15 protein-coding genes and 2 pseudogenes are annotated in these 20,854 nt (G+C 31.3%); 14 read left to right on the top strand and 3 right to left on the bottom strand.

Annotated elements, in window-relative coordinates:
* The 11 genes from H593_RS0109815 to H593_RS0109760 form a co-directional block, all read left to right on the top strand.
* The coding region (locus H593_RS0109815) for an integrase core domain-containing protein (protein ID WP_028872296.1) at positions 1 to 255 on the top strand (255 nt) is incomplete at its 5' end.
* Positions 256 to 330: 75 nt separating this feature from the next.
* Entirely contained in the window at positions 331 to 1,029 is a 699-nt protein-coding gene (locus H593_RS18875; protein ID WP_084142299.1) for a CPBP family intramembrane glutamic endopeptidase, read from the top strand.
* 1,499 nt (positions 1,030 to 2,528) lie between these two features.
* The gene (locus H593_RS0109800; protein ID WP_245585033.1) at positions 2,529 to 3,197 is read left to right on the top strand and encodes a LytR/AlgR family response regulator transcription factor; all 669 of its coding nucleotides are present in this window, start codon (positions 2,529 to 2,531) and stop codon (positions 3,195 to 3,197) included.
* Between the two features lie 276 nt (positions 3,198 to 3,473).
* A complete protein-coding gene (locus H593_RS0109795) occupies positions 3,474 to 4,742 on the top strand; it encodes a TolC family protein (RefSeq protein ID WP_245585032.1) in 1,269 nt (422 codons plus the stop codon).
* An 11-nt stretch (positions 4,743 to 4,753) separates the two neighbouring features.
* Positions 4,754 to 5,815 carry an efflux RND transporter periplasmic adaptor subunit gene (locus H593_RS0109790; protein WP_028872293.1) on the top strand — a complete coding sequence of 354 codons (1,062 nt, stop codon included), beginning with the start codon at positions 4,754 to 4,756 and terminating at the stop codon, positions 5,813 to 5,815.
* 5 nt (positions 5,816 to 5,820) lie between these two features.
* Positions 5,821 to 8,868 (top strand): efflux RND transporter permease subunit, encoded by a 3,048-nt coding sequence (locus H593_RS0109785; RefSeq protein ID WP_028872292.1) that lies wholly within the window; start codon positions 5,821 to 5,823, stop codon positions 8,866 to 8,868.
* Positions 8,869 to 8,912: 44 nt separating this feature from the next.
* Entirely contained in the window at positions 8,913 to 9,296 is a 384-nt protein-coding gene (locus H593_RS0109780) for a lipocalin family protein (protein WP_028872291.1), read from the top strand.
* Positions 9,296 to 10,375, top strand: coding sequence for a DUF418 domain-containing protein (locus tag H593_RS0109775; RefSeq protein WP_028872290.1), 1,080 nt, complete (start codon positions 9,296 to 9,298; stop codon positions 10,373 to 10,375). Before H593_RS0109780 ends, H593_RS0109775 begins: the two co-directional genes overlap by 1 nt.
* A gap of 568 nt (positions 10,376 to 10,943) precedes the next feature.
* On the top strand, positions 10,944 to 11,342 hold the full coding sequence (locus H593_RS0109770; RefSeq protein ID WP_028872289.1) for a lipocalin family protein: 399 nt from the start codon (positions 10,944 to 10,946) through the stop codon (positions 11,340 to 11,342).
* Positions 11,343 to 11,344: 2 nt separating this feature from the next.
* A complete protein-coding gene (locus tag H593_RS20000) occupies positions 11,345 to 12,418 on the top strand; it encodes a hypothetical protein (protein WP_028872288.1) in 1,074 nt (357 codons plus the stop codon).
* Positions 12,419 to 12,620: 202 nt separating this feature from the next.
* Complete coding sequence (locus H593_RS0109760) at positions 12,621 to 13,673, top strand: alpha/beta hydrolase family protein (RefSeq protein WP_028872287.1); 1,053 nt, start codon at positions 12,621 to 12,623, stop codon at positions 13,671 to 13,673.
* 562 nt (positions 13,674 to 14,235) lie between these two features.
* Here H593_RS0109760 and H593_RS19995 read toward each other — a convergent pair.
* Positions 14,236 to 15,207: pseudogene (locus H593_RS19995) on the bottom strand (IS110 family RNA-guided transposase).
* 441 nt (positions 15,208 to 15,648) lie between these two features.
* On the opposite strand from H593_RS19995, the gene H593_RS0109745 reads away from it, so the two are divergent.
* From H593_RS0109745 to H593_RS21610, 3 genes and pseudogenes are all read left to right on the top strand, one after another.
* The gene (locus tag H593_RS0109745) at positions 15,649 to 16,395 is read left to right on the top strand and encodes an IS3 family transposase (protein ID WP_028872284.1); all 747 of its coding nucleotides are present in this window, start codon (positions 15,649 to 15,651) and stop codon (positions 16,393 to 16,395) included.
* Positions 16,396 to 16,729: 334 nt separating this feature from the next.
* A complete protein-coding gene (locus tag H593_RS0109740) occupies positions 16,730 to 17,533 on the top strand; it encodes an adenylate/guanylate cyclase domain-containing protein (RefSeq protein WP_245585031.1) in 804 nt (267 codons plus the stop codon).
* A 167-nt stretch (positions 17,534 to 17,700) separates the two neighbouring features.
* Positions 17,701 to 18,708: pseudogene (locus H593_RS21610) on the top strand (IS30 family transposase).
* A gap of 214 nt (positions 18,709 to 18,922) precedes the next feature.
* Here the strand turns inward: H593_RS21610 and H593_RS0109725 are convergent.
* A complete protein-coding gene (locus H593_RS0109725; protein WP_028872282.1) occupies positions 18,923 to 19,675 on the bottom strand; it encodes a LytR/AlgR family response regulator transcription factor in 753 nt (250 codons plus the stop codon).
* Between the two features lie 4 nt (positions 19,676 to 19,679).
* Positions 19,680 to 20,750, bottom strand: coding sequence for a sensor histidine kinase (locus H593_RS0109720; RefSeq protein ID WP_028872281.1), 1,071 nt, complete (start codon positions 20,748 to 20,750; stop codon positions 19,680 to 19,682).
* Between the last annotated feature and the right edge of the window lie 104 nt (positions 20,751 to 20,854).

The following is a 20,854-nucleotide window of genomic DNA, read 5'->3' as shown; positions in this document are numbered from 1 at the left end:
AATGTATATACACAAATATTCAAAATAAAAAAGATAGATATTAGTATGACCGAAGAAAATCATTGTTACGAAAACGCCATGGCAGAACGTGTAAATGGTATATTAAAAGATGAATTTTATCTCGATCAAACCTTTGATAATGTAGCACACGCAAAGAGAGCTGCAAAAAATGCAATTAATTTGTACAATGAAGTAAGATTACATTTATCTTTAGATTATAAAACACCAAATATGGTATATAAATTATCAGCTTAATTCAATTTTAACCTGTAGCCATATTTCAGGACAAGACAGAACTTAATAACAAATATTAATAGCAGCAACAGAATAATGATTTGGACAACTATTTTAGCAGTACTCATTGGGATAATTTACCCAATATACTTTTTGTTAACCTATAAAAAAACGAACAATAGCATAAAGCAAGACGACAAGATTAGATTAATTGACTACAAACAAACAATTACAATCTTCTGGGGTCTAACAATTCTGATTTTAATTAATTTCTATACGACACAACTACCCCAATTAAATCTGTATCCGAATTTTACTATAATCAGCATTGTCTTTTCAGTTTTAGCTTTGGCATTTATGATAGTGCAGTATAAGCAATCGAATATAACATCTGCCTCCCTTGCCATTGTTAAGGCTAAAATGAAAGAAACATACCGTTATCTGCCAAAGACAAAAAAAGAATTTTATTGGTTTATTATGCTATCAATAAGTGCTGGAATTTGTGAAGAGATAATTTTTAGACTCTTTTTATTCGAGTTTTTAAAAGAAAATGCTAATTTATTAATTGCATTTATATTGACAAATATTATATTTTCGATAACTCACATTGGTATGGGAAAGCAAAACATGATAGCCTCTTTTATTTTAGGATTTTTATTTTCCGCTATTTACTATTTTACTGAAAATATTTGGATAGCAGTTCTTTTACATATTGCAATTGATATAAATAGCGGCATTTTAGGGTATAGAATGAATAATCTTGAACAAAAGATAATGGAAAACCCGAACGGATAAAACCGTATATAATTTATTGCTAGTTAGAGCTTACTTGCGAAAATTGCTTCGCCCGTTCATTGCGCTTGCGTCCGCTGGACTTTTATATCGGTGCTATGTTTGCTAAATTAGTTGGTTAACTTCGCAAAAAACCAGATCCCAAACGTAAGAAGATTCCTTAATTCTGTTATCCTTAAATAAGGTAACAAATAATTGATTCAAAAGCATGAAAAAAAGTAACGCCAGCAGGTAATAATATTTATAATTGCAGTAGAACTTTATTTAAAACTATTCTATGTAGTATATGATTTGACTAGCTACACTTTGAGAATATTAATGAACACTAACATTCTATTTGAACTTGACTAAAGTTGAGTAATTAAGAAAAATTTAACCGATTTTTAGGGCTGAATTTATATTCCTAATTCAAAGCCATTTTTAGCGTATTATATGATGAAAAAAACTAATCTTTTGAGGATTAATATCGTTACGGTTTTGAATAATTTTTTAACAAAATATCAAGAAATACAATTTAAAAATGATGAAGTAGCTGCCGTTCATTTTATATAATAAATCAGATTAAAATTTTGAAAGCATTTCCCAATTGTTTGTCTGTGAATTGTTTTTGTAGAATGCTCTAATGATGATAACGCAATTCAGAAAACTACTATTCCTTTATTACAGCATCTGATTTGTTCCTGATGTAAAACGATTTTGAAAAATCTTGGTACATAACAGAAATAATAAATGACTATTACAGACAAAACTACAAATTAGAAATATTCCTAGATCCTGTAATTAACGATATCCTCACAATTTCAGCAACGGAAAAACCTGTTTAAATTGATTTAGAAAAGATGCTTTGTTTCGAGGATATTAACAATGTTTTTTTTTTTGCCGATCATGATTTTTTTTAAGTAAATTGTTCTTTAAGGATTTTTTTTTAAGGAGAAACCATTTTGTCCACTTATACCGTAAAAAGGAAGCGTTGCTTTATACAGAAATTGTCTTTGGCAATTCGATTACTCATTTGAGAATTAGTGAACAATTTTTCTTGATCATCTTCCTATTAAAAAGGTGGAAATTGCAGCATATCAATTGAAAATAGGGGAACGAGAATTAAAACATATAATTAGTAAATTGACTGACTGGAAAGATTTTGTTTTTGCCGACCCCTTTTGACCTTTTAGGCCAATAAGGGAGCCTATACAAATTACAGACGTTTAATAGTTCTCAATAGCTGCCTCACAACCTAAATTTGCAAAAGAGTACAATTTCCCCACCTCAAGAAATAATAATATATTTACGACATCAAAAAGTAATTCATAAAAATTGACTTGAGACGAATTAGAAAATACATACAATCTGATATTGACATAAATTCTACAAATAGAAAATTTTATCTTGTTGCATTTTCTGTTTTTACAGCTTTTGTATTTCTCAATTTTTTTGAACCTTTTGGTTTATATTATGAAGAATCGACTACAAAGGAAGACGTCTTTATTGAATTATTCATAGCAATGACTTTAGCTTTTGTTGTATTGCTATTATCTCAATTTGTTGTTAGAGTTTTACTTAAACTAAATAGTTTTACTATTGTTTCCTTGTTTTTTTGGTTTCTTTTGGAAGCAGTCTTTGTTGCGTCAGTTTGGTTTGTCTTTGAAGTTTTAGATCAGGATTTTACAGGAAATCTTATAACTGTTTGGTTTGACAACCTTTTGGCTTATGTGTTAATTATGCTTCCACCTTATTTCTTATATGTTAGTTTCATTCACATTAAAGATGTCATCAAGAATTTAGAAAATGAAAATAGTACACATAAATCAGTAGAAAAAAATTTACCGGATATTACCCTTAAAGACGAAAACGAGATTATAAAATTAGTTTTAAAAACAGAAAACCTACTTTTTATACAATCTGCCGATAATTATGTAGAAATTAATTTTTTAGAAAACGGGGTACTATCAAAGTCTTTATTAAGAAACTCTATAAAAAAATTGGAACCTACTTTTATAAATACTCCTATTATTCGTTGTCATCGTTCATTTATTGTAAATACCAATAATATCGAACTTGCAAAAAAGACAGCATCAGGTTTTAATTTAAAACTAAATCAGGTTTCAGAACTAATAATTCCTGTATCGAAAAGCTACATTTCTGAATTTAATAAATGCAGCACAAAGCCGTAACTTGCTGTTTATCAATTAGTGGTGTAAATAACCTTTTGCCCCAACTAATGGGGTAAGCAATTAAATAGCCCAAAGATTACTTTCTTATCCCTGTATTTTAGCCTTAGACCCTTTAAATTTTTTTGTGCTTTTTTGCATTGCACCTTTGCATTGTTTTAAACTTAACAATGTGAACAAATGAAATTATTTAGTATTCAAGAAACCCTTAGTAAAAGCTTATTAATTTTTGCGATAAGTTTTATTTCACAGTTTTCTTTTTCGCAAAGCAATGTAACAATGTACAATTTAGAAACATTTGTGAATACAGTTCGTGAAAATAATCTGCAATTAAAAATCTCTAAAAATGAGAGTCGAGTTGCAGACTTAGCAATTAAAGAGGCTATGTCGGCATTATTACCACAAATAAATGGACAAACTGAAGTAAAACGAAATTTAAACGACCAATTCATCTTTTTTGAGGCTCCGGATTTTGGAAATATTGACCCTGTTACAGGGGAAGTTCCTCAAGTAATACAAAGATTCAAAACGAATTTTGATAACGAGTTTCAAGCTAATATTTTGTTAGAACAAAACTTATTTAGTCTTAAAAGTATTTACGATTTAAAATCTGCACGACAGTTTTCTAACATTGGGAGATTGCAAAACCAAGACAAGATAATTAAGATAATTGCAGAAGCTAAAAAAGCATTCTTACAAACTATATTAATTAAGAATGTGTATCGAGTGAGTCAAGAATCAGAGTTACTTGCCAAAGAAAACTACTTAGCGGCTAAAAATAAATTTGAAAATCAATTAATATCTGAATTGGATTTGTTACAAGCTAAAATACGCTGGGAAGAAGAGTTGCCAAAATTGCTACAAGCAAAAAGAAATTATTTAATCCTTTTAGGAAATTTGAAAATAATTGCAGGCATAAATCCAACAGACAGCTTTGTAATTGACTACGATCTAGTAGCTTATGAATTAAAAGAGGGCGCCGTAAATTCAAATGATGTAATTGGCAATAGGATTGACTACCAATTACTGGAGGCCAATAATTATCTGCAAGAATTAAATATAAAAAATAAGCAAGCGGAGTATTATCCAACATTAAACCTAAGAGCAGGTTACAGTTATTTTAGCAATGCAGATAATTGGTCCATTAACGATAATCAGAATAAAATTGTATACACAGCGGTAACATTTACGGTTCCAATTTTTTCGGGTGGTTTTAGAAAATCTCAAATAAGTAAGGCAAAGATATTATCCAATATTGCTTTACTAGAAAAACAAGAAGCCAAATTGAGTATGACCATCGAAATTCAAAATCTAGAATTGAAATTATCAGAAGAATACAAAACCATACAGGTGGCTACCTCTAAAGGAGAAACAGCAAAGAAAGCTTATGAAATCGCTGTTGAAACAGCAAAAAGCGGTTTAATATCTCAACTCGATTTAAGAAGAATAAGTAACGATTATAACAGGGCTGAAATACATTTATACAGCAGCATTTACAATTATAAGTGCACACAGATTGATTTTAACAACGCAATAGCGAACTACTAAAAAAATAACAGATGAAAATATTTACGTTAAAAACCTTTAATTCCGCATTGCTATTGCTTGCGATTTTTACAATATCTTCTTGCAATGATGTAAAAGAAGAACCGATAGCAGAACTAGAATTTCCTGTTGAAGTTGAAATTCTAAAAAACAAAGAAAGAGTTCGTCAGATTGAATATTTTGGAATAGTAAGCTCTAAAATAATGAACTACAGCTTTCTGACTCCAGGGAGAGTAAAGTCAATTTTTGTCAGTAAAAATCAATTTGTAAAAAAAGGCACTAAATTGATGCAATTAGAAACAAAAGGTTTCAGTTTAGCATTGAATGCAGCTAAGAACCAAGAAAAACAAGCTGAAAGTGCGTATTTAGAAGCAGAAAAATATTATCAAAATCTTCATAAAGTATTTAAATTAGGCGGGATATCGGGAACAGATATCGAAAAAGAAAAATTAGACCGTGATATAAAATATAAAGATTGGGAACAAAGTAAAATTAACATTGATGCAAAAAATGAAGATTTTAAACAAACAACACTTATTGCTCAAACCAACGGAATTGTTTCTGATATTTTACCAAAAGTTGGAGAACTTATTGATGCAGGAGCAGAAACAATAATTATTCAAGGCAAAGGATTATTTGCAGAAACGGCATTATCACAAAAAGATTTGGAGATTGTTAAAAAAGGCACAAAAGTAATTATTGAAATAAAAAACAAAAAAGTAAATGGCGAAGTAAATTATATCGCTACACTTCCCGATTTTCAGACTTTTAGACATACTGTTAAAATTGATTTCTTAAATAATAATTCCGTAAAAGCAAATATAGGGCTTACCGCAAAAATATATTTTGAAACCGACACACTTCAAGGAATTTGGATACCCATAAAATATATTTCAAATAATGGGCAAGACTTTGTGAATCTGTCAGAGAACAACAGGTTAAGAAAAAAAGTAATTCAAATTATTGATTTTTCTGGGGAGGAGGTTCGGGTTTCTGGCCTAAAAGAAAACGATAAATTAATTACTAAAGGTGCGGCAAGTATTAAAGAAGGTTACAAAGTAAAAATTGTTAAATAGAAATCATGAATAAAACAAATAAAAATTTAAAAACCTCGTTTCTTTCAGCTCCAATAAAACAGAGCAAGATTACCTTGTTTATTGCATTTGCTGTTGCCATTGTTGGCTTCTACTTTTACACTCTTTTACCAAAACAAGAAAACCCAGATATTGCAGTGCCTGTTGCCATGATTACGACCATTTACCCTGGTGCATCGCTAACAGATATTGAGCAACTTATTACAAATCCAATTGAAAATGCGGTTAATGAGATTGCAGGTTTTGATAAAGTGGAAAGTTATTCGTTTAATAGTGCCTCTATCGTTGTTGTATCTTTAACAAATGACGCTGAGGTAGAAAAATCGTGGCAAGAACTCAGAAGAGTTATAAGTGATATTGATAGTAGTATTCCGAAAGATGCGTATAAACCATATATAGATACAAAACTGATTGAAACCGCTGGAATGATCATCAGTTTTTCAGGCGAAAACTACAATTATGAACAATTATCGGCCTATGCCGAAGTTTTTCAGAAGCAACTCTCTAAAGTTGACGGAGTTACTCGTTTTGAACTGGTTGGGAAAATTCCACAAGAAATTGAAATTAAGATTGATATTGCTCAACTTCAGAAATATCCAATTTCGATAGAAAATATAGCAGAAATAATAAAAGCGCAGAATGTCTCCTTTCCGGCTGGAGCAATTAAAACCACAAATGGCCAGATAAACGTGAATATTACTAGCCCATACGGAATTGTAAAGGATATTGAAAATACTATACTCTATACGTCTACAGAAAATGGCAGTTCTGTTTGGCTTAAAGACCTCGCTACTGTAAAAATATTAGAAAGTAAAGATGTAAAATACAAAACCAAACAAAATGGAAAAAATGCGGTTTTACTGGCAGGTTTCTTCAAGTCTGGAAAGAATATTATTCCAATAGGTAAGGATGTGCGACAACGAATTGAAAGCACAAAACAAGATTTCCCTAATGATTTAATTATTGATGAAATCTCTTTTGAGCCAGAAAGTATCGACAAATCAATTACTGATTTTATGATGAATCTTTTGCAGGGTATTGCTTTTGTGATGATTGTGGTTTTTATTGCTTTGGGTTTTAGAAATGCAATTATTGTTTCGGTGGCTATTCCGCTTTCAATACTTATCAGTTTTATTGCCATGTGGGTTTTCGATTTAAAGGTTCATCAAATATCTACCACAGCTTTAATTATTGCTTTGGGTTTGCTTGTAGATAACGCCATTGTTGTGGTAGAAGCAGTGCAAGAACACCTCAATAAAGGAAAAGATAAATTACAAGCCGCATATCTGGGTGCAAAAGAAACTGCAAAACCAATACTTTCGGCAACATTAACTACTATTGCGGCTTTTTCACCTTTATTATTTTTACCAGGTGCTGCTGGGGATTTGTTAGGTGCCATACCAAAAATTGTAATTATTTCCTTAATTGCATCCTATTTTGTGGCAATGCTAGTCATACCAGCCTTAACCGTATTATTTGCACGAAAGTCTAAAGAGAAAAAAGTAAGAAAAAATTATTTGCGAATGTTTTTTATTAGTTTTTTAGACAAAGCTTTGACCTATAAAAAGGCAACACTTACCATTAGTTTTGTAGTATTAATGTTAGCTTTTATATCCGTGCGGTTTCTTAATGAGGAATATTTCCCGCCAGCAGATAAGCAAACGCTTTATATTGATATTTCTGGTGAAAGTTTCAGTCTTGAAAATACAGAAAATATTGTTGAAAAAATAGAACATATTATACAACAACAACCCGAAACAAAATCATACACTTCTTCTATAGGCAAACCTTTACCCCGCTTTTATCAACTGATGGAAGTAAATGTGCAATCGTTGGAATATGCACAAATTAAGGTTGATTTTGATATGGATAAGAGCGAAAATTTTACCAACAAAAAAGAATTGGCAGCCTATTTACAAAATCAATTTAACGAAAAAATTATAGGAGCTTCTGTGCAAACCCGCTTATTAAGCTTGTCGGGTTCTGGGGGTGGCGCGGTGCTACTCGATATCTCGAGCGATAATATTAATAGAAATATTGAAGTTGCAAAAATGATAAGAGACACAATTCGAAACCTTGAAGGAGCCTATAAAATTGGGACGAGCGTAAGTAATGCGAAATACGAATATGTAGCCGATATTGATTTCAATTTAGCAGCGTCGTTAGGTTTAAGCCAATACGACATTCAAAAGCAGATTAATTTGGCGCTGATGGGCAGCGAACTGACAAAATATAGGAAAAACGGAAACGAATTCCCTGTGAACATCTCAGGTGATATATCTTCTATCTCCGAGCTTGAGAATTTGGGAATTGTCTCGTCACAAACACAACAAAAAATCTTGCTAAAACAAATAGCAGATATCAAAATTGAGAAGAAATATCCTGTAATTAGACATACTAATAAGGAACGAAACATAAGCGTGTTTTGCGATGCAAAAGAGGGCTATAGTCCTACCGAAATTGCTGATATAATTGAGTTTGAAATATTACCAAAACTAGATACAACCGGAACGGATATTACCTTTAACGGAGAGCGAGAAGCATCAAAAAAAGATTCTGGAAATATGGGCTTTGCTGCACTTGCTGCAATATTCCTTGTCTATATTATTTTAATGATTGAATTTAATTCATTTGCACAACCTTTTGTAATACTACTCACTTTGCCATTGGCATTTATTGGTTCAATTGCAGGTTTGCTTGTTACTAGTCAGCCCTTTTCGTTTACCGCAATTTTAGGAATTGCCAGTTTAATAGGTATTGTTGTAAACGACGCCATATTGCTCATTACATTTATTAACAGAGCCAAAGAGCAAGGAATGAGTATTATCGAAGCGAGTAGAGATTCATCTAATCAGCGATTTGTTCCAATTATGGTCACAACCGCAACTACCGTAATGGCGCTGATTCCACTTTCGCTATCGGGCAACGAAATGTTTGTTCCTTTAGCAGTAGCACTTATGTTTGGTTTAATTGTAGCAACAATTTTAACATTGGTGGTGATCCCTGTTTTATTTACCGTTTTAATTAAGAAATAGACGCATCGAGCTATTGCATACAAATCTTTTATAAATCTTATATAATGAAGAAAATACTATTAACACCTGTACTCCTTATCTTTTTACATATCAGTGGGTTTTCGCAAACTGTAAACAAAGAAACACTTTCTAAAAAGTGGTATCTCGAAAAGTATGAAGTTATGTGGGTTGATTACCAACCTGATGAAAAAGAAAAGAAGGATTATATTTTGCTGAAAAGCGATATGACTTATGTGAGTGTGGATGAGGGGACAAAAACAGTAGGAAAATGGACATTCAATACTGAGAAAAACTACTTTACTATGTATAACAATAAAGGAGATGGCATAAAAGTCATTGTTGATAAGTTATCAGTGAATAGGATGGTTTTGAATATTGACATTAAAGAAATGGACGGTGTAGATATTCATTATACAACAAAAGAATAATGGCAAGAGAAACGCAGCGCATTTTAGGGTACGATTTTGCAAGAGGCCTTGCTATTATTGGAATGATATTTGTGAATTTCAAAACCGTAATGGTCGCCGAAACTGATGCTTATTTGTATCAGTTGGTAGCATTATTATCGGGCAAAGCAGCGGCTCTTTTTGTAGTGCTTGCGGGCGTTGGTATGACTTTAATGTACCGAAAAGCAAAAAACGATGCGGGCAAAATAAGAAAAGCAAAAATAATCCTACTAAAAAGAGCTGCATTTCTGTTTATTGTAGGTTTGAGCTATTATTCTATTTGGCCTGCTGATATTTTACATTATTATGGTCTTTATGTACCAATAGGAGTTTTGTTTTTATCAGTCTCACGCAAATGGCTGATAATAATAAGTTTTCTGTTAATAATAGCTTATTCTGCTTCCGTGTTATTTTTTAATTATGATACAGGTTGGGACTGGAATACTTTAGAATACACAGATTTTTTTACCGTAAACGGATTTTTTCGCAATTTGTTTCTGAACGGCTTTCATCCGGTTTTCCCTTGGATTGCTTTTCTACTAACAGGGATTTGGATTGGAAAATTAAATTTTAATAATACAAAGATAAGAAAGCGAGTAACCCTATTTTCTTTTACGCTATTTGTTGTTTTTAAAAGTATTTCAATATTTTTAATTGACGCTCTAAATCAATTATGGCCAACACAGGCCTCCAACATAACTCATCTTTTAGGAACAACACCAATGCCACCGCTGTTTTTTTATATGATTACAGCTTCTAGTTTAGCAGTTTTTATTATTTCAATATCAATATACATTTGTAATAAATTATCACATACCCTTTTTATAAAGCAGATGGTAAGCACAGGACAGCTTTCATTAAGTAATTACTTCTTTCACGTTATCATAGGAATGCTTGCTATAAAATTGTTTTTTAAAAAATTAGAGGCTGCATTTTCTATTGAATTTACCGTGGTTTATGCGATTGTTTTTAGCGTTGTAATTATATTTTTTTCTCATATTTGGCGCATGAAATTTAAAAAAGGCCCTCTGGAGTATATCATGCGGAAAATTACAGGATAAAAGCTAGTTTACTGCCAATGCTTTTTTTTAATCTAAAAAACTTCACTTGCTAGTCTTCGGTTGTTGCGTTCGTATTTTGCTCGAAAGTGAGTGAATGAATCGAGAACACTAATAAACCTCATTATATTCTCGGAATATAATGAGGTTTTTTTCAGGTGTTAGTATTCATTCTTTTTCAATGATCACGTACCATACGCTATTAATGATTCCTTTAGCCACTAAATTTTGAACAGGCTCGTTTTCGCGATTAAAATATCAGAAACTATAAATTTAAAATATCCAGCATGCTCTTTTTAGATTTTATCTACTAATTTTTTACAAGAAAAGTAGTAATCACGATAGTGTTAGATAGTATACAGAACTCGTTTATGTATAATTAATTATTTTAAGGTATATTAAATAAAAAACCTTTGTTAACAACTGTTTATGAGTATATTACATGTATTAAGAGTGTGTTCCCGATAAAGGAAGACACTTTTTTTTGCTTCACATTATAGGGAGAATCACTTTATTCTTTATTGCAAAATATCTTTGCCCCACAATTCGTAAACAAATAAAAACAATACCAATGAAAATTTATATCTGGACGCTTATCATTACTAACTTTTTAATACTGTCTATAGTGGACAAAACACCCATTCAACAGAGTGAAACAAATATGCTATTCAATACCTGGTTTCTAGATACCTATAAAATCGAAAGCATGGAGTTCCCACCCAACAAAAGGGAAAAAGGCGATTATATTCTTTTTAAAGAAGACATGACGTATACATCAACATCAGAAGGCAAAGAAGAAGAAGGAACTTTTATCCTAAATACAAGCGGTGGTTATGTGTTAATGATCGATGAAAAAGGGGATAAGATTAAAGCTTACATCATCTCAATATCAAAGAATTCCTTAGTACTGAAGTATGATATTGATGAAATTAGTGATGTCGAAGTACATTATAACAATTTAATAAAATAATTATGAAAAAAATAATAAACATTTTAGTAGTATTTTTTAGTTGTGCCGTTTGTTTTTCGCAGACAACTATAGATTTAAAAAAAGTTCCATTCGAGATTGCAAATCAGGATTTTTATATAGATAAGGTTATCGATAATCGTCTGGAGCAAGACCTTGGAGTTATAGAAGAGAGTTCTAATAAGAAAGTGAAATTGCGTTTTGAGAATGGTACTGCAACAACAATCCAGAACTTTATGGATGTCGTCCTGCCTAAAACAGGTGACAGAGCTCCGATTACTTTAAAGGTTAATCATTTGAAAATTGAAGAAGCACAAACAAGTATAGAAAATAGAAAGGCAAGAGTTTATGTTGAACTCTATTTCTATGCAGAAAACGGAGAAGAACTTTATAAAATCGCTCATTATGAAGAACAGGATTTTCCAGTTTCGGGTTTAACGGAAATCTTTGAAACCCACGAACAAAGAATCCGAGCAGCATTGGAATATTGCTTATGGAGCTACATCAATGCACAAAAAGAAAATACAACTGATAGTTTTACAGAAGATGGAATGCTAGATAATGCGAGTTCCCCTAAGGACGCATCCACTTTTGAAACCTATGTTCCTTTAGGTAAGTGGTTCAATATGCTAACCTATAAAAGAATGACGGATAAATATAATGAGGGTTGGAATGTTTCATATACTGGATTTTCAGATAATGAAAAAGACTTTATTATTCCTTTTGTAATCGGTTTTGGTCAATCTAGGGCTAAATCAAATATAGTACGAGAGCGTGGGTATAGCTTTGCTGATTCGTATGTCTTAGGTTTTGGATTCAATGGTTATATCAAAATAACACCTGGTGTTTATTTCGATCTTGGTCTAAGTGTACCTGTTGGAGTGGAAGTGTTAAGAGATTTAGAAAACAGAAAATCAACTAATTTTTTAATAGGTCTTCGTGCTAATCAAGGCGTGAAGATAATTCCTTGGAAAGAGTATGGAATCGTTATTGGAGCTGGTCTCTTTCAACAATGGCAGACGTCTAAAGTGATCAATAGAAACTTTGGGTTTGCATTGGAATTAGGAGTTAATTTTTAATTGAATTGTATTTCAGAACGCAAAAGTAGCAATACACAACTAAAATTAAAACAATCATACAATGAGTTTAACAAGATTAATATCCTTATTTAAAGGTTCTCAAAATACCTACTTAAGCCAAAACCAAACTTTAGCCACAAGCAGAAGAATCACTTTAAATGAGTGCTCCTAAAAAGTTACATTTATTACTTAAATTTATACAATGAATAAAATATCAAAAATAATTATCGTCATAATTTTACTCCTAGTTGCCACTAATTTATTGTGGGGGAAAACGAATTATCAAAGTCAAGTTATCCATTTTCAATTTCAATCAGACACCATTGAAGGAGTCGTGAATTTACCCAAGAAAAAACACACCCTTGGAGAGAAAACCCCATTGGTTATCTTCGTTCATGGCGACGGAGAACTAGGACGTGATGCCTACGGCTATTACGAACATATTTGGAATGAATTAGCAAAAAAAGGGATTGCAAGTATGTCTTGGGATAAAAAAGGGATCGGGCAAAGTACAGGGAAATGGCTTAATCAATCTATGGAAGACCGAGCAAATGAAGTAATTGCCGCTATTGACTTTATCAAAGCAGATCCTCGTTTTGATTTTTCTTCTATTGGATTAATAGGCTTTAGTCAAGCAGGATGGGTAATGCCGAAAGTGGCTAGCTTATCAGATTATCCTGATTTCATTATTAGCGTTTCCGGCGCAATTAACTGGAAACGACAAAGCAACTATTTAACTCGAACAAGAATGGAGTTGGAAGGTGCTAATAAAGAGGCGATTGAAGTAGGGGTAAGACAAAATGAAATTGATTTTACTATTTTTAATGCTACGAGTACGTATTCCGACTATGTAGCATACCAGAAAGAAAAATGTAAAAATGAACAAGAAGAGGACTGTGACTTTATGAACGAAGAGCGATTTTATTTTGTCAAAAAAAATATTTCAAGTGATGCAGAGCAAGATTTAAAAAATATTCGATGCCCCATTTTTGGTGTATTTGGTGCAGAGGATTTGAATGTTGACTTTGAAGAATCTTATCAAACTTATGAGCGTATTTTTTCAACAAATAATACTGATAATTACCAATTAAAAATATATCCAGAAGCAGAACACGGCCTATTGAAAAGTAAGCACTTTAGTGCTATGCATCCAGGGATTGGTTTTTTAATTAAATTAGAATTATTTGGAAAGCGGGCATTCGTCAAAGATGTTTTAAGTGATATTAGTGCGTTTGTAATTCATAATTCGAAGTAATATTTGAGGAGCATATATAATTAATATTTTTATCCAGGGGATCTTATTTGAAATGACGAACTATTTTCAATCTAAAATATAAGTTTAAACTGCTATTCGAAACATTTTTAAAATAATTAAGTAACCTAGTTCTCCTAGGTCACTTTTTATTTTTTTACCGATAAGTTTCAAGTGTTTTTTAATGGTGTAAGCAACTGCTGATAAGTACATTTGCTTATTGTGCAAGCAGTATTTTTAGTCATCGGAATAAACTATTTAGTATAAGGAATCTGTTTACAATAAATGGTTCTATTTCATTAGCTGTTTGTTTTGATAATTACAGTATGGATTTTCTTTAAAAAATAGACTTGGGAAAGTTTATAAAAAACGAACAGTGTGTGGAGTTTTAAAAAATGCGGAATTACTCAATCAATGGGGATTGAAAAACTTTGAGTAGTAAAACAGAGGAGAAATTTACTCAAAAACTGTAATACACAAAATGGGATTTTGCCGAATAATAGAATCTCTGAAAAAACAACGAAATACTAACAAAGTACTGTGCTAAAAAACAAGTAAAAATCCATTAATTTTTCACTAACGTACTTTTATATGTTGCATCAAATATTAACCCTGATTTAGCAATTGCAAAGGCCTGTTTTAATAGCTTATTGCATACCGCAATTAATGCTAGTTTTTTACGCTTTCCTTTGGCTACTATTCGATCATAAATATCTCTGCAAGCTTTGTTATATTTACAAGCTGTAAAACTGCACATAAATAATAAATTCCTAAGTTTTTGATTCCCCATTTTACTAATGCGAGGTCGTCCTTTTACGCTACTTCCACTTTGTCTAATCACTGGTGTTAGACCTGCATAACTACACAATTCACTAGCACTTGAAAAACGCTCAAAACCACCAGTTAAAACGATTAACATAATAGATGTTTTTCTACCGATTCCTGGTATCGTTTTTATGCGAGTGAATAAATTTTTATGTGTCTCTTTTACTAAAAATAACAACTTCGCTTCTAAGTTTTATTTCTCTTTATCGAGTTGTTTTAAACTACGATTTAGGGACCTAACAACAGCTTTACTTGGCTCTCCTAAAACAGATTCACCATGTAGTTTATTCTTTAGCATAGTGCTCTGCTTTGTATACACAGAAAGGACTCTGGTGATTTGAAGACACTCTTGTACTTCTTTAGAACTACCTTGCCAGAGCTTTAATTCTACTTGCTCTGCGTAAGCGCAAATAAGTTTAGAATCGCTCTTATCTGTCTTTATCTTAGAGAGTCGCATTTGAATAAAACGTTTTACTGACAATGGGTTTTCTACTGACACTTTTTTACCGTTTTCAAACAAGTAATAAGCTAACTGATAGTGATAATAACCTGTAGCTTCCATAACACAATGACTATTACAATTCAAGAGTTTTAAAAACTGCTTAAAACCTGATAACTTGTTTTTAAACTGATAATAGTTTCCTTCTGAATCTGTAACGTCAAAAACCAAATGACTAATGTCAATACCAAAATATTTAATATCTTTATTCATAACAAAATGTTTTTAATGAAAGGACATACTACGCGAGTTTCAACGACTTAAAATCGAGGTCTAAAAGCCTCACAGAACTGTACGAAATCTGTGTAGAAAAGAGAGGGGATTTTCAATGTTGACGAGATCTAAAGTCTTCACGGACTTCCTACCTTTGATTTATTTGCTAACTTTAGTGCTTAAACCACGCAACTCCTATGTTTGTAAAAGAAGTTAATTCATATATAAATTTAGCAATAATAAAGTGAAAAAGTGAGAGTACACACAACTAAATAACTCTAGAAGTATATTGTTGGTTAGAAATCACCTCACTTTTTTTATATCTTTTAGAGTTTGAACAGAATGTAAGGAATAATTTTAAAAAGTTATATCCAGAATATCCAACTAGGAGAAAAAACGAGGAAAGATAGTCACTTTATATGCTATAAAAAATCATGTAAAATGAAAGAAGTGGAACAACAAGTTATGAATATCGTAAAGAAAAGACGCAAATCCCTTCCTAGAGAAGGTGTAGTACTTAAGCTAATGAAATTCTTAAAACAGGACTTTGAAAAACAACAAGTAAAAGTGGGACGAGACTTATTATTTAATATCCTTAGAGAGCATAATATGTTAACCCTTAGAAAGAAATACAGTGCGAGAACAACTAACTCGCACCATCGTTTTTATAAGTACAGTAACATTATTAAAGATTTAGAAGTTACAAGGCTTAACCAAGTTTGGGCTTCGGATATTACCTATATCAGAACCATAAAAGGATTTTGTTACCTGGCTCTCATTACTGATATGTATTCAAAAAAAATTGTTGGATACGACCTAAGTGATAGCCTGGAGTTAAAAGGATGTCTGAGAGCGCTTAATAAAGCTATATATCAAGCCAAAGACATTAAAGGACTCGTACATCATTCGGACAGAGGAATACAATATTGTAGTAATGTATACACACAAATACTCAAAAGAAAAATGATTAATATAAGTATGACTGAAGAGAACCATTGTTACGAAAACGCAATGGCTGAACGTGTCAACGGGATATTAAAAGATGAGTTTTATATCGACCAGGCCTTTATGAACGTAGCACACGCTAAAAGAGCAGCAAAAAATGCAATCAAATTATATAATGAAGTAAGATTACACTTATCTTTAAACTTTAAAACACCTAATATGGTATATAAATTAACAGTGTAAATTCAATTTTAACCTGTAGCCGTATTTCAGGGCAAGACATTAGATGAAATTATCCCCACAACTAAAGATGAACCTCAACAAAGTAGCCGTAATTACGGTTGGCTACACTTTAATAAATATATTCATCTTTTTTTTTAATTATGCATTAATCAATTCCCCATATTCCCTCGGTCCTTCACCTCTATTCAATTTTAAAAGTTATTTTCTAGCAAACATATTAGTCGGGCTAATTGCCGGAGTACTTGGAGGGATCATACTTGTTTCTGTAAATAGCCAATTGTTCAGGAGAAGATCTTTCAAGTTTGCCAATCTCACAACGCTCGCGGCTTATGTCTTGATCTTTGCTCTAGTTAACGTGGTTACCACATTTACAACTGTATTAGCAGAACATGGATTCTCTGGAGTTTCATATGACGCAATAAAAACAGCTTCGAGATTCATTCTTAATCCGACCTTAATTACAACTTTTATTTTGTGGGGTGCTGTCACACTTTTAACCGTATTCCTATTAGAAGTCAATGATAAATTTGGCCCTGGTATATTATTAAAATTCCTCTTAGGAAATTACCACCAACCAAAAAAAGAGGAAAGAATTTTTATGTTCATGGACATGCGTTCTTCAACTACTATTGCTGAGGAAATAGGCAATGTGAAATATTTTAATTTACTGAATGATCTATTTGCTGATGTGACCAATACGATTCTTAATAATGAAGGGGAGATATACCAATATGTTGGAGATGAAATTGTAATCTCTTGGTCGATGAAAAAGGGTGTGCGAAAGGCAAATTGTCTTAATTGTTTCTCACAGATTCAAGAAAAACTTGTTGATTTAAGGCCTATTTACGAAAAGAAATATAATGTTATGCCAGAATTCAAGGCAGGTATTCATTACGGCTCTGTCATGGCAGGTGAAGTTGGTGTTATTAAAAAAGATATCATCTATTCTGGAGATGTACTAAATACCGCTGCCCGAATTCAGGAACAATGCAATAAATACAATGTAGACATCTTGATTTCTAAGGAGACTTTTGATCTTATTTCTGATACTGACAGATATCAACTAATCCCTTTGGGAAATATTGAGCTTAGAGGGAAGAAGAGAAATATAGACTTAAACACCATAAACATAATCTGATTCTTAAATTTGGAAATACAGAGGTTAACATGATGTATAAGCAATGGCCCAAATATCGGATATGAATAAGGGCCACTAACCATGCGTTTATCATGACAAATAATTTAAATAAAAATAGCTGAATTCAAGAACTTAACGCAACAAATCTAAAATTATAGATTTGTAAAATGGAAGTAAAAAAACATAGACGAATTACCCGTAAAGAAAGAGTGCAAATTGAGACGCTGTTAAATGAAAAAAAAAAATCAAAATCCTACATTACTAATACACTAAAAAGAGCGCGTTCAACAATCTCCAGAGAAGTGAATAAATGGGTGCAAAGTAAAGAAGACATTTAAGAGGCTGACCTAGCATATTGGTGTGCTAAAGAAGATTATTTGAACAAGAGAAACCTTGATAAAATAAGCACCTATTCTTTACTGAAGTTTTTGTTTATAAAGGACTTTTATCCAATTGGACTCCTGAACAAATATCTGGAATACTTAAATAACTTTACCCAAATGATCCGATAATATCGATTTCACATGAAGCTATTTATAGACATATTTATACTAGACCACAAGCAAGCCTAAATAAAAAACTAATGAAACTTCTAGTACGTAAAAAAAAAACAAGACGCAGACCCTCTAGAAAAAGTCATGATGGCGGATCTAGGATTATAAACCAAGTTAGTATTGACAATAGACCAGCGCATATTGAACTAAGAAATGAAATTGGACATTGAGAGGGAGATTTAGTCATCGGAAAAAACAATAAAAGTGCAATTAGAACTATTGTAAAACGTAAAACTAGATTCACTTTAATCATTAAATTAGCATTTAAAAAAACAGATGAAGTAGCTGAATAATTTTCTAAAAAAATAAATAAATTGAATCCTATGTATAAAAAACCATGACTTACGACAACGGTATTTAAATGACTAGACATGAGAAAATTACTAAAAATACAGGTATATAAATATACTTTGCGCACACGTATTCTTCTTGGGAAAGAGGAACAATGAAAATACATACAGACTCATTAGAAGGCACTTCCCAAGAGGAACTAATTTTAGCAAAATTGACTTAAAACAACTACAAACTATTCAAGAAAAACTCAACAATAGACCACCTAAAATTATAGGGTATAAAACACCCAAAGAAATGGTGGGTATTGAACTGAAAATTGTAGTGTAATAACATCAAAAAACACAAACGCTTTATTACGTTAGAGCATTGAATCCAAGCTAATCTTCTTTTATTTTTTCCTTCTAAAAATTTTCTTTAAAATGTAATGGAATGCGCTTTGCCCGAAGCGACGATAGGAGTGAAATTGCAATATGTATGAAATGGAATTAACTTTTAATTTTATTCATATTTTATGCTTTTTAATTGTGAATAAATTACTTTTTTAAGTGTCTAACCATTTTTTAAAATTGGTTGTTCGTTCTCTTGAAACGATTATTTGTTCTTCTTGGTTCGGTATTATTTTTATTGATAATCTACTATTAAAATAGGAATGAATTTCTTTAACAGCTTCAACAGAGACCATATATTTTCGATTTATTCTAAAAAAATGAATAGGATTTAATATCTCTTCTAATTGATCTATAGTGTATTCAATAGGGAATTTTCTACCTTTTTTATTTAGTAAAAATATGACTCCATTATCTGCCATAAAATAGGCAATATCTTCAACATTAAAAGTGCTGAACTGATTACCAACCTTAACCATAAATCTTCTCTTATATTCTTTTTTAAATAAGTGCCTTATCGCTTCAATATCGGTTAACCTATTGTTGCTTTTTTCTATTGTATTGGTGTATTTCTGAAGTGCTTTTTGAAGTTCTTTTTTATCTATCGGTTTTAACAAATAATCAAGTCCGTTATATTTAAAACCTCTAATGGCATATTCATTATAAGCGGTTGTGAAAATTATTGGTGGATGATTTTCTAACTGATCAATAATATCAAAACCATAACCATCATTTAACTGAATGTCTAAAAAAATAAGATCAGGTAATTCATTATTTTTAAACCATTGATGGCCACTTTCTACAGATGAAATTTGTGCTAATATTTCACAGTTAGGAGCTAATTCCTCAATTAAATTTCTTAAACGTCTAGAGGCGATATCTTCATCTTCTATAATTACGGCTGTCATAGTATTAAATAGTTAAAGTGGTTTCTATAGCTTGTTTCAAATCTCCAGAAAGTAAGGGCATGCTTACTTTAAAAGTATGATTACTATTCTCAATAATTACTTTCTCTCTGGTATAAAAAGCATATCTGTTTTTAATATTTTTAAGACCGAGCTGTGTTGATTCTTGAGAATCTAGTCTTTTTTTAAGATTGTTTGTAATTAGTATTCTATTGTGATCTATATAGATTTCAATTTTTATAGGTTTTTCTTTAGAATAGTAATTATGTTTTAAGGCATTTTCTACCAGCATTTGTATCGATAAAGTGGGTATCAATTTTGTAAGGTGTATTTTATGTATATCTGTGTGGATAGTTATGGCCTCATTATGTCTTACTTTCATCATAAAAATAAAAGAATCTAAAAACTGCATTTCTTTATCTAATGTTACTAAATCTTCTTCTTTATTATCTAGAATATAACGATAACAAGAAGCTAATCCACTAACAAAATCTGATGCTAAATCTCTATCTTCATAAATTAATGATGTTAACGTATTTAAGCTATTAAAAAGAAAGTGTGGACTTATTTGACTTTTAAGAGATGAGTATTTAGAATTTATTACCTCTTTTTTTAAAGCCAACATAGAAAGTTCAAGTTTTTTTTTATCACTAGATATCCAAAAAAACTGGTTTAATCCTGCAAAAACAACCGTCAACCCAAATGCTCTGAGCATGTCTATTTTAAAAACACTCCAAGGCTCTTCTGTTTCAATATTATAAAATATATTGATTTCAAAAAGCCATACGTAGTAGATAATACCAGAAATTACAATCAAAACTAAAACCGTAATTATTAGTATTTTACCGTGTATTAATAGCTCATTGGTGATTTTTTTTTTTTTTGCTTTTCGTATCAAGTAGTCATTTGTTTCCCATATAGACATAAACAATACAAAAGAGGAAACATAATAAAAACCTCTTTTGATATTTATTAAACCATCAGTAAATGCATTATCAATAAATAATAAAATAATGAGAAAAACAATGTTAACCACTAAAAACCGTACCCCTAATTTCTTTAAATAACCTTTAGACATTGTGTGTGTATGTGTTTCATTTTTGGTTGCTTTCAAATATAAGACAAATGCTAGATACTATTTAATCATAAATATTTAGTTGTTAAAGTTCCCTTCAAACTGAT

It is taken from the genome of Psychroserpens burtonensis DSM 12212 (assembly GCF_000425305.1).
Taxonomy (GTDB): domain Bacteria; phylum Bacteroidota; class Bacteroidia; order Flavobacteriales; family Flavobacteriaceae; genus Psychroserpens; species Psychroserpens burtonensis.
This window is presented reverse-complemented; position numbering and strand designations above follow the sequence as displayed.

Excerpts from the sequence above, each read along its gene's own strand:
- H593_RS18875 (WP_084142299.1), top strand. The coding sequence starts at position 331 with ATGATTTGGACAACTATTTTAGCAGTACTCATTGGGATAATTTACCCA.
- H593_RS0109800 (WP_245585033.1), top strand. The coding sequence starts at position 2,529 with ATGACTTTAGCTTTTGTTGTATTGCTATTATCTCAATTTGTTGTTAGA.
- H593_RS0109795 (WP_245585032.1), top strand. The coding sequence starts at position 3,474 with ATGTACAATTTAGAAACATTTGTGAATACAGTTCGTGAAAATAATCTG.
- H593_RS0109790 (WP_028872293.1), top strand. The coding sequence starts at position 4,754 with ATGAAAATATTTACGTTAAAAACCTTTAATTCCGCATTGCTATTGCTT.
- H593_RS0109785 (WP_028872292.1), top strand. The coding sequence starts at position 5,821 with ATGAATAAAACAAATAAAAATTTAAAAACCTCGTTTCTTTCAGCTCCA.
- H593_RS0109780 (WP_028872291.1), top strand. The coding sequence starts at position 8,913 with ATGAAGAAAATACTATTAACACCTGTACTCCTTATCTTTTTACATATC.
- H593_RS0109775 (WP_028872290.1), top strand. The coding sequence starts at position 9,296 with ATGGCAAGAGAAACGCAGCGCATTTTAGGGTACGATTTTGCAAGAGGC.
- H593_RS0109770 (WP_028872289.1), top strand. The coding sequence starts at position 10,944 with ATGAAAATTTATATCTGGACGCTTATCATTACTAACTTTTTAATACTG.
- H593_RS20000 (WP_028872288.1), top strand. The coding sequence starts at position 11,345 with ATGAAAAAAATAATAAACATTTTAGTAGTATTTTTTAGTTGTGCCGTT.
- H593_RS0109760 (WP_028872287.1), top strand. The coding sequence starts at position 12,621 with ATGAATAAAATATCAAAAATAATTATCGTCATAATTTTACTCCTAGTT.
- H593_RS0109745 (WP_028872284.1), top strand. The coding sequence starts at position 15,649 with ATGAAAGAAGTGGAACAACAAGTTATGAATATCGTAAAGAAAAGACGC.
- H593_RS0109725 (WP_028872282.1), bottom strand. The coding sequence starts at position 19,675 with ATGACAGCCGTAATTATAGAAGATGAAGATATCGCCTCTAGACGTTTA.
- H593_RS0109720 (WP_028872281.1), bottom strand. The coding sequence starts at position 20,750 with ATGTCTAAAGGTTATTTAAAGAAATTAGGGGTACGGTTTTTAGTGGTT.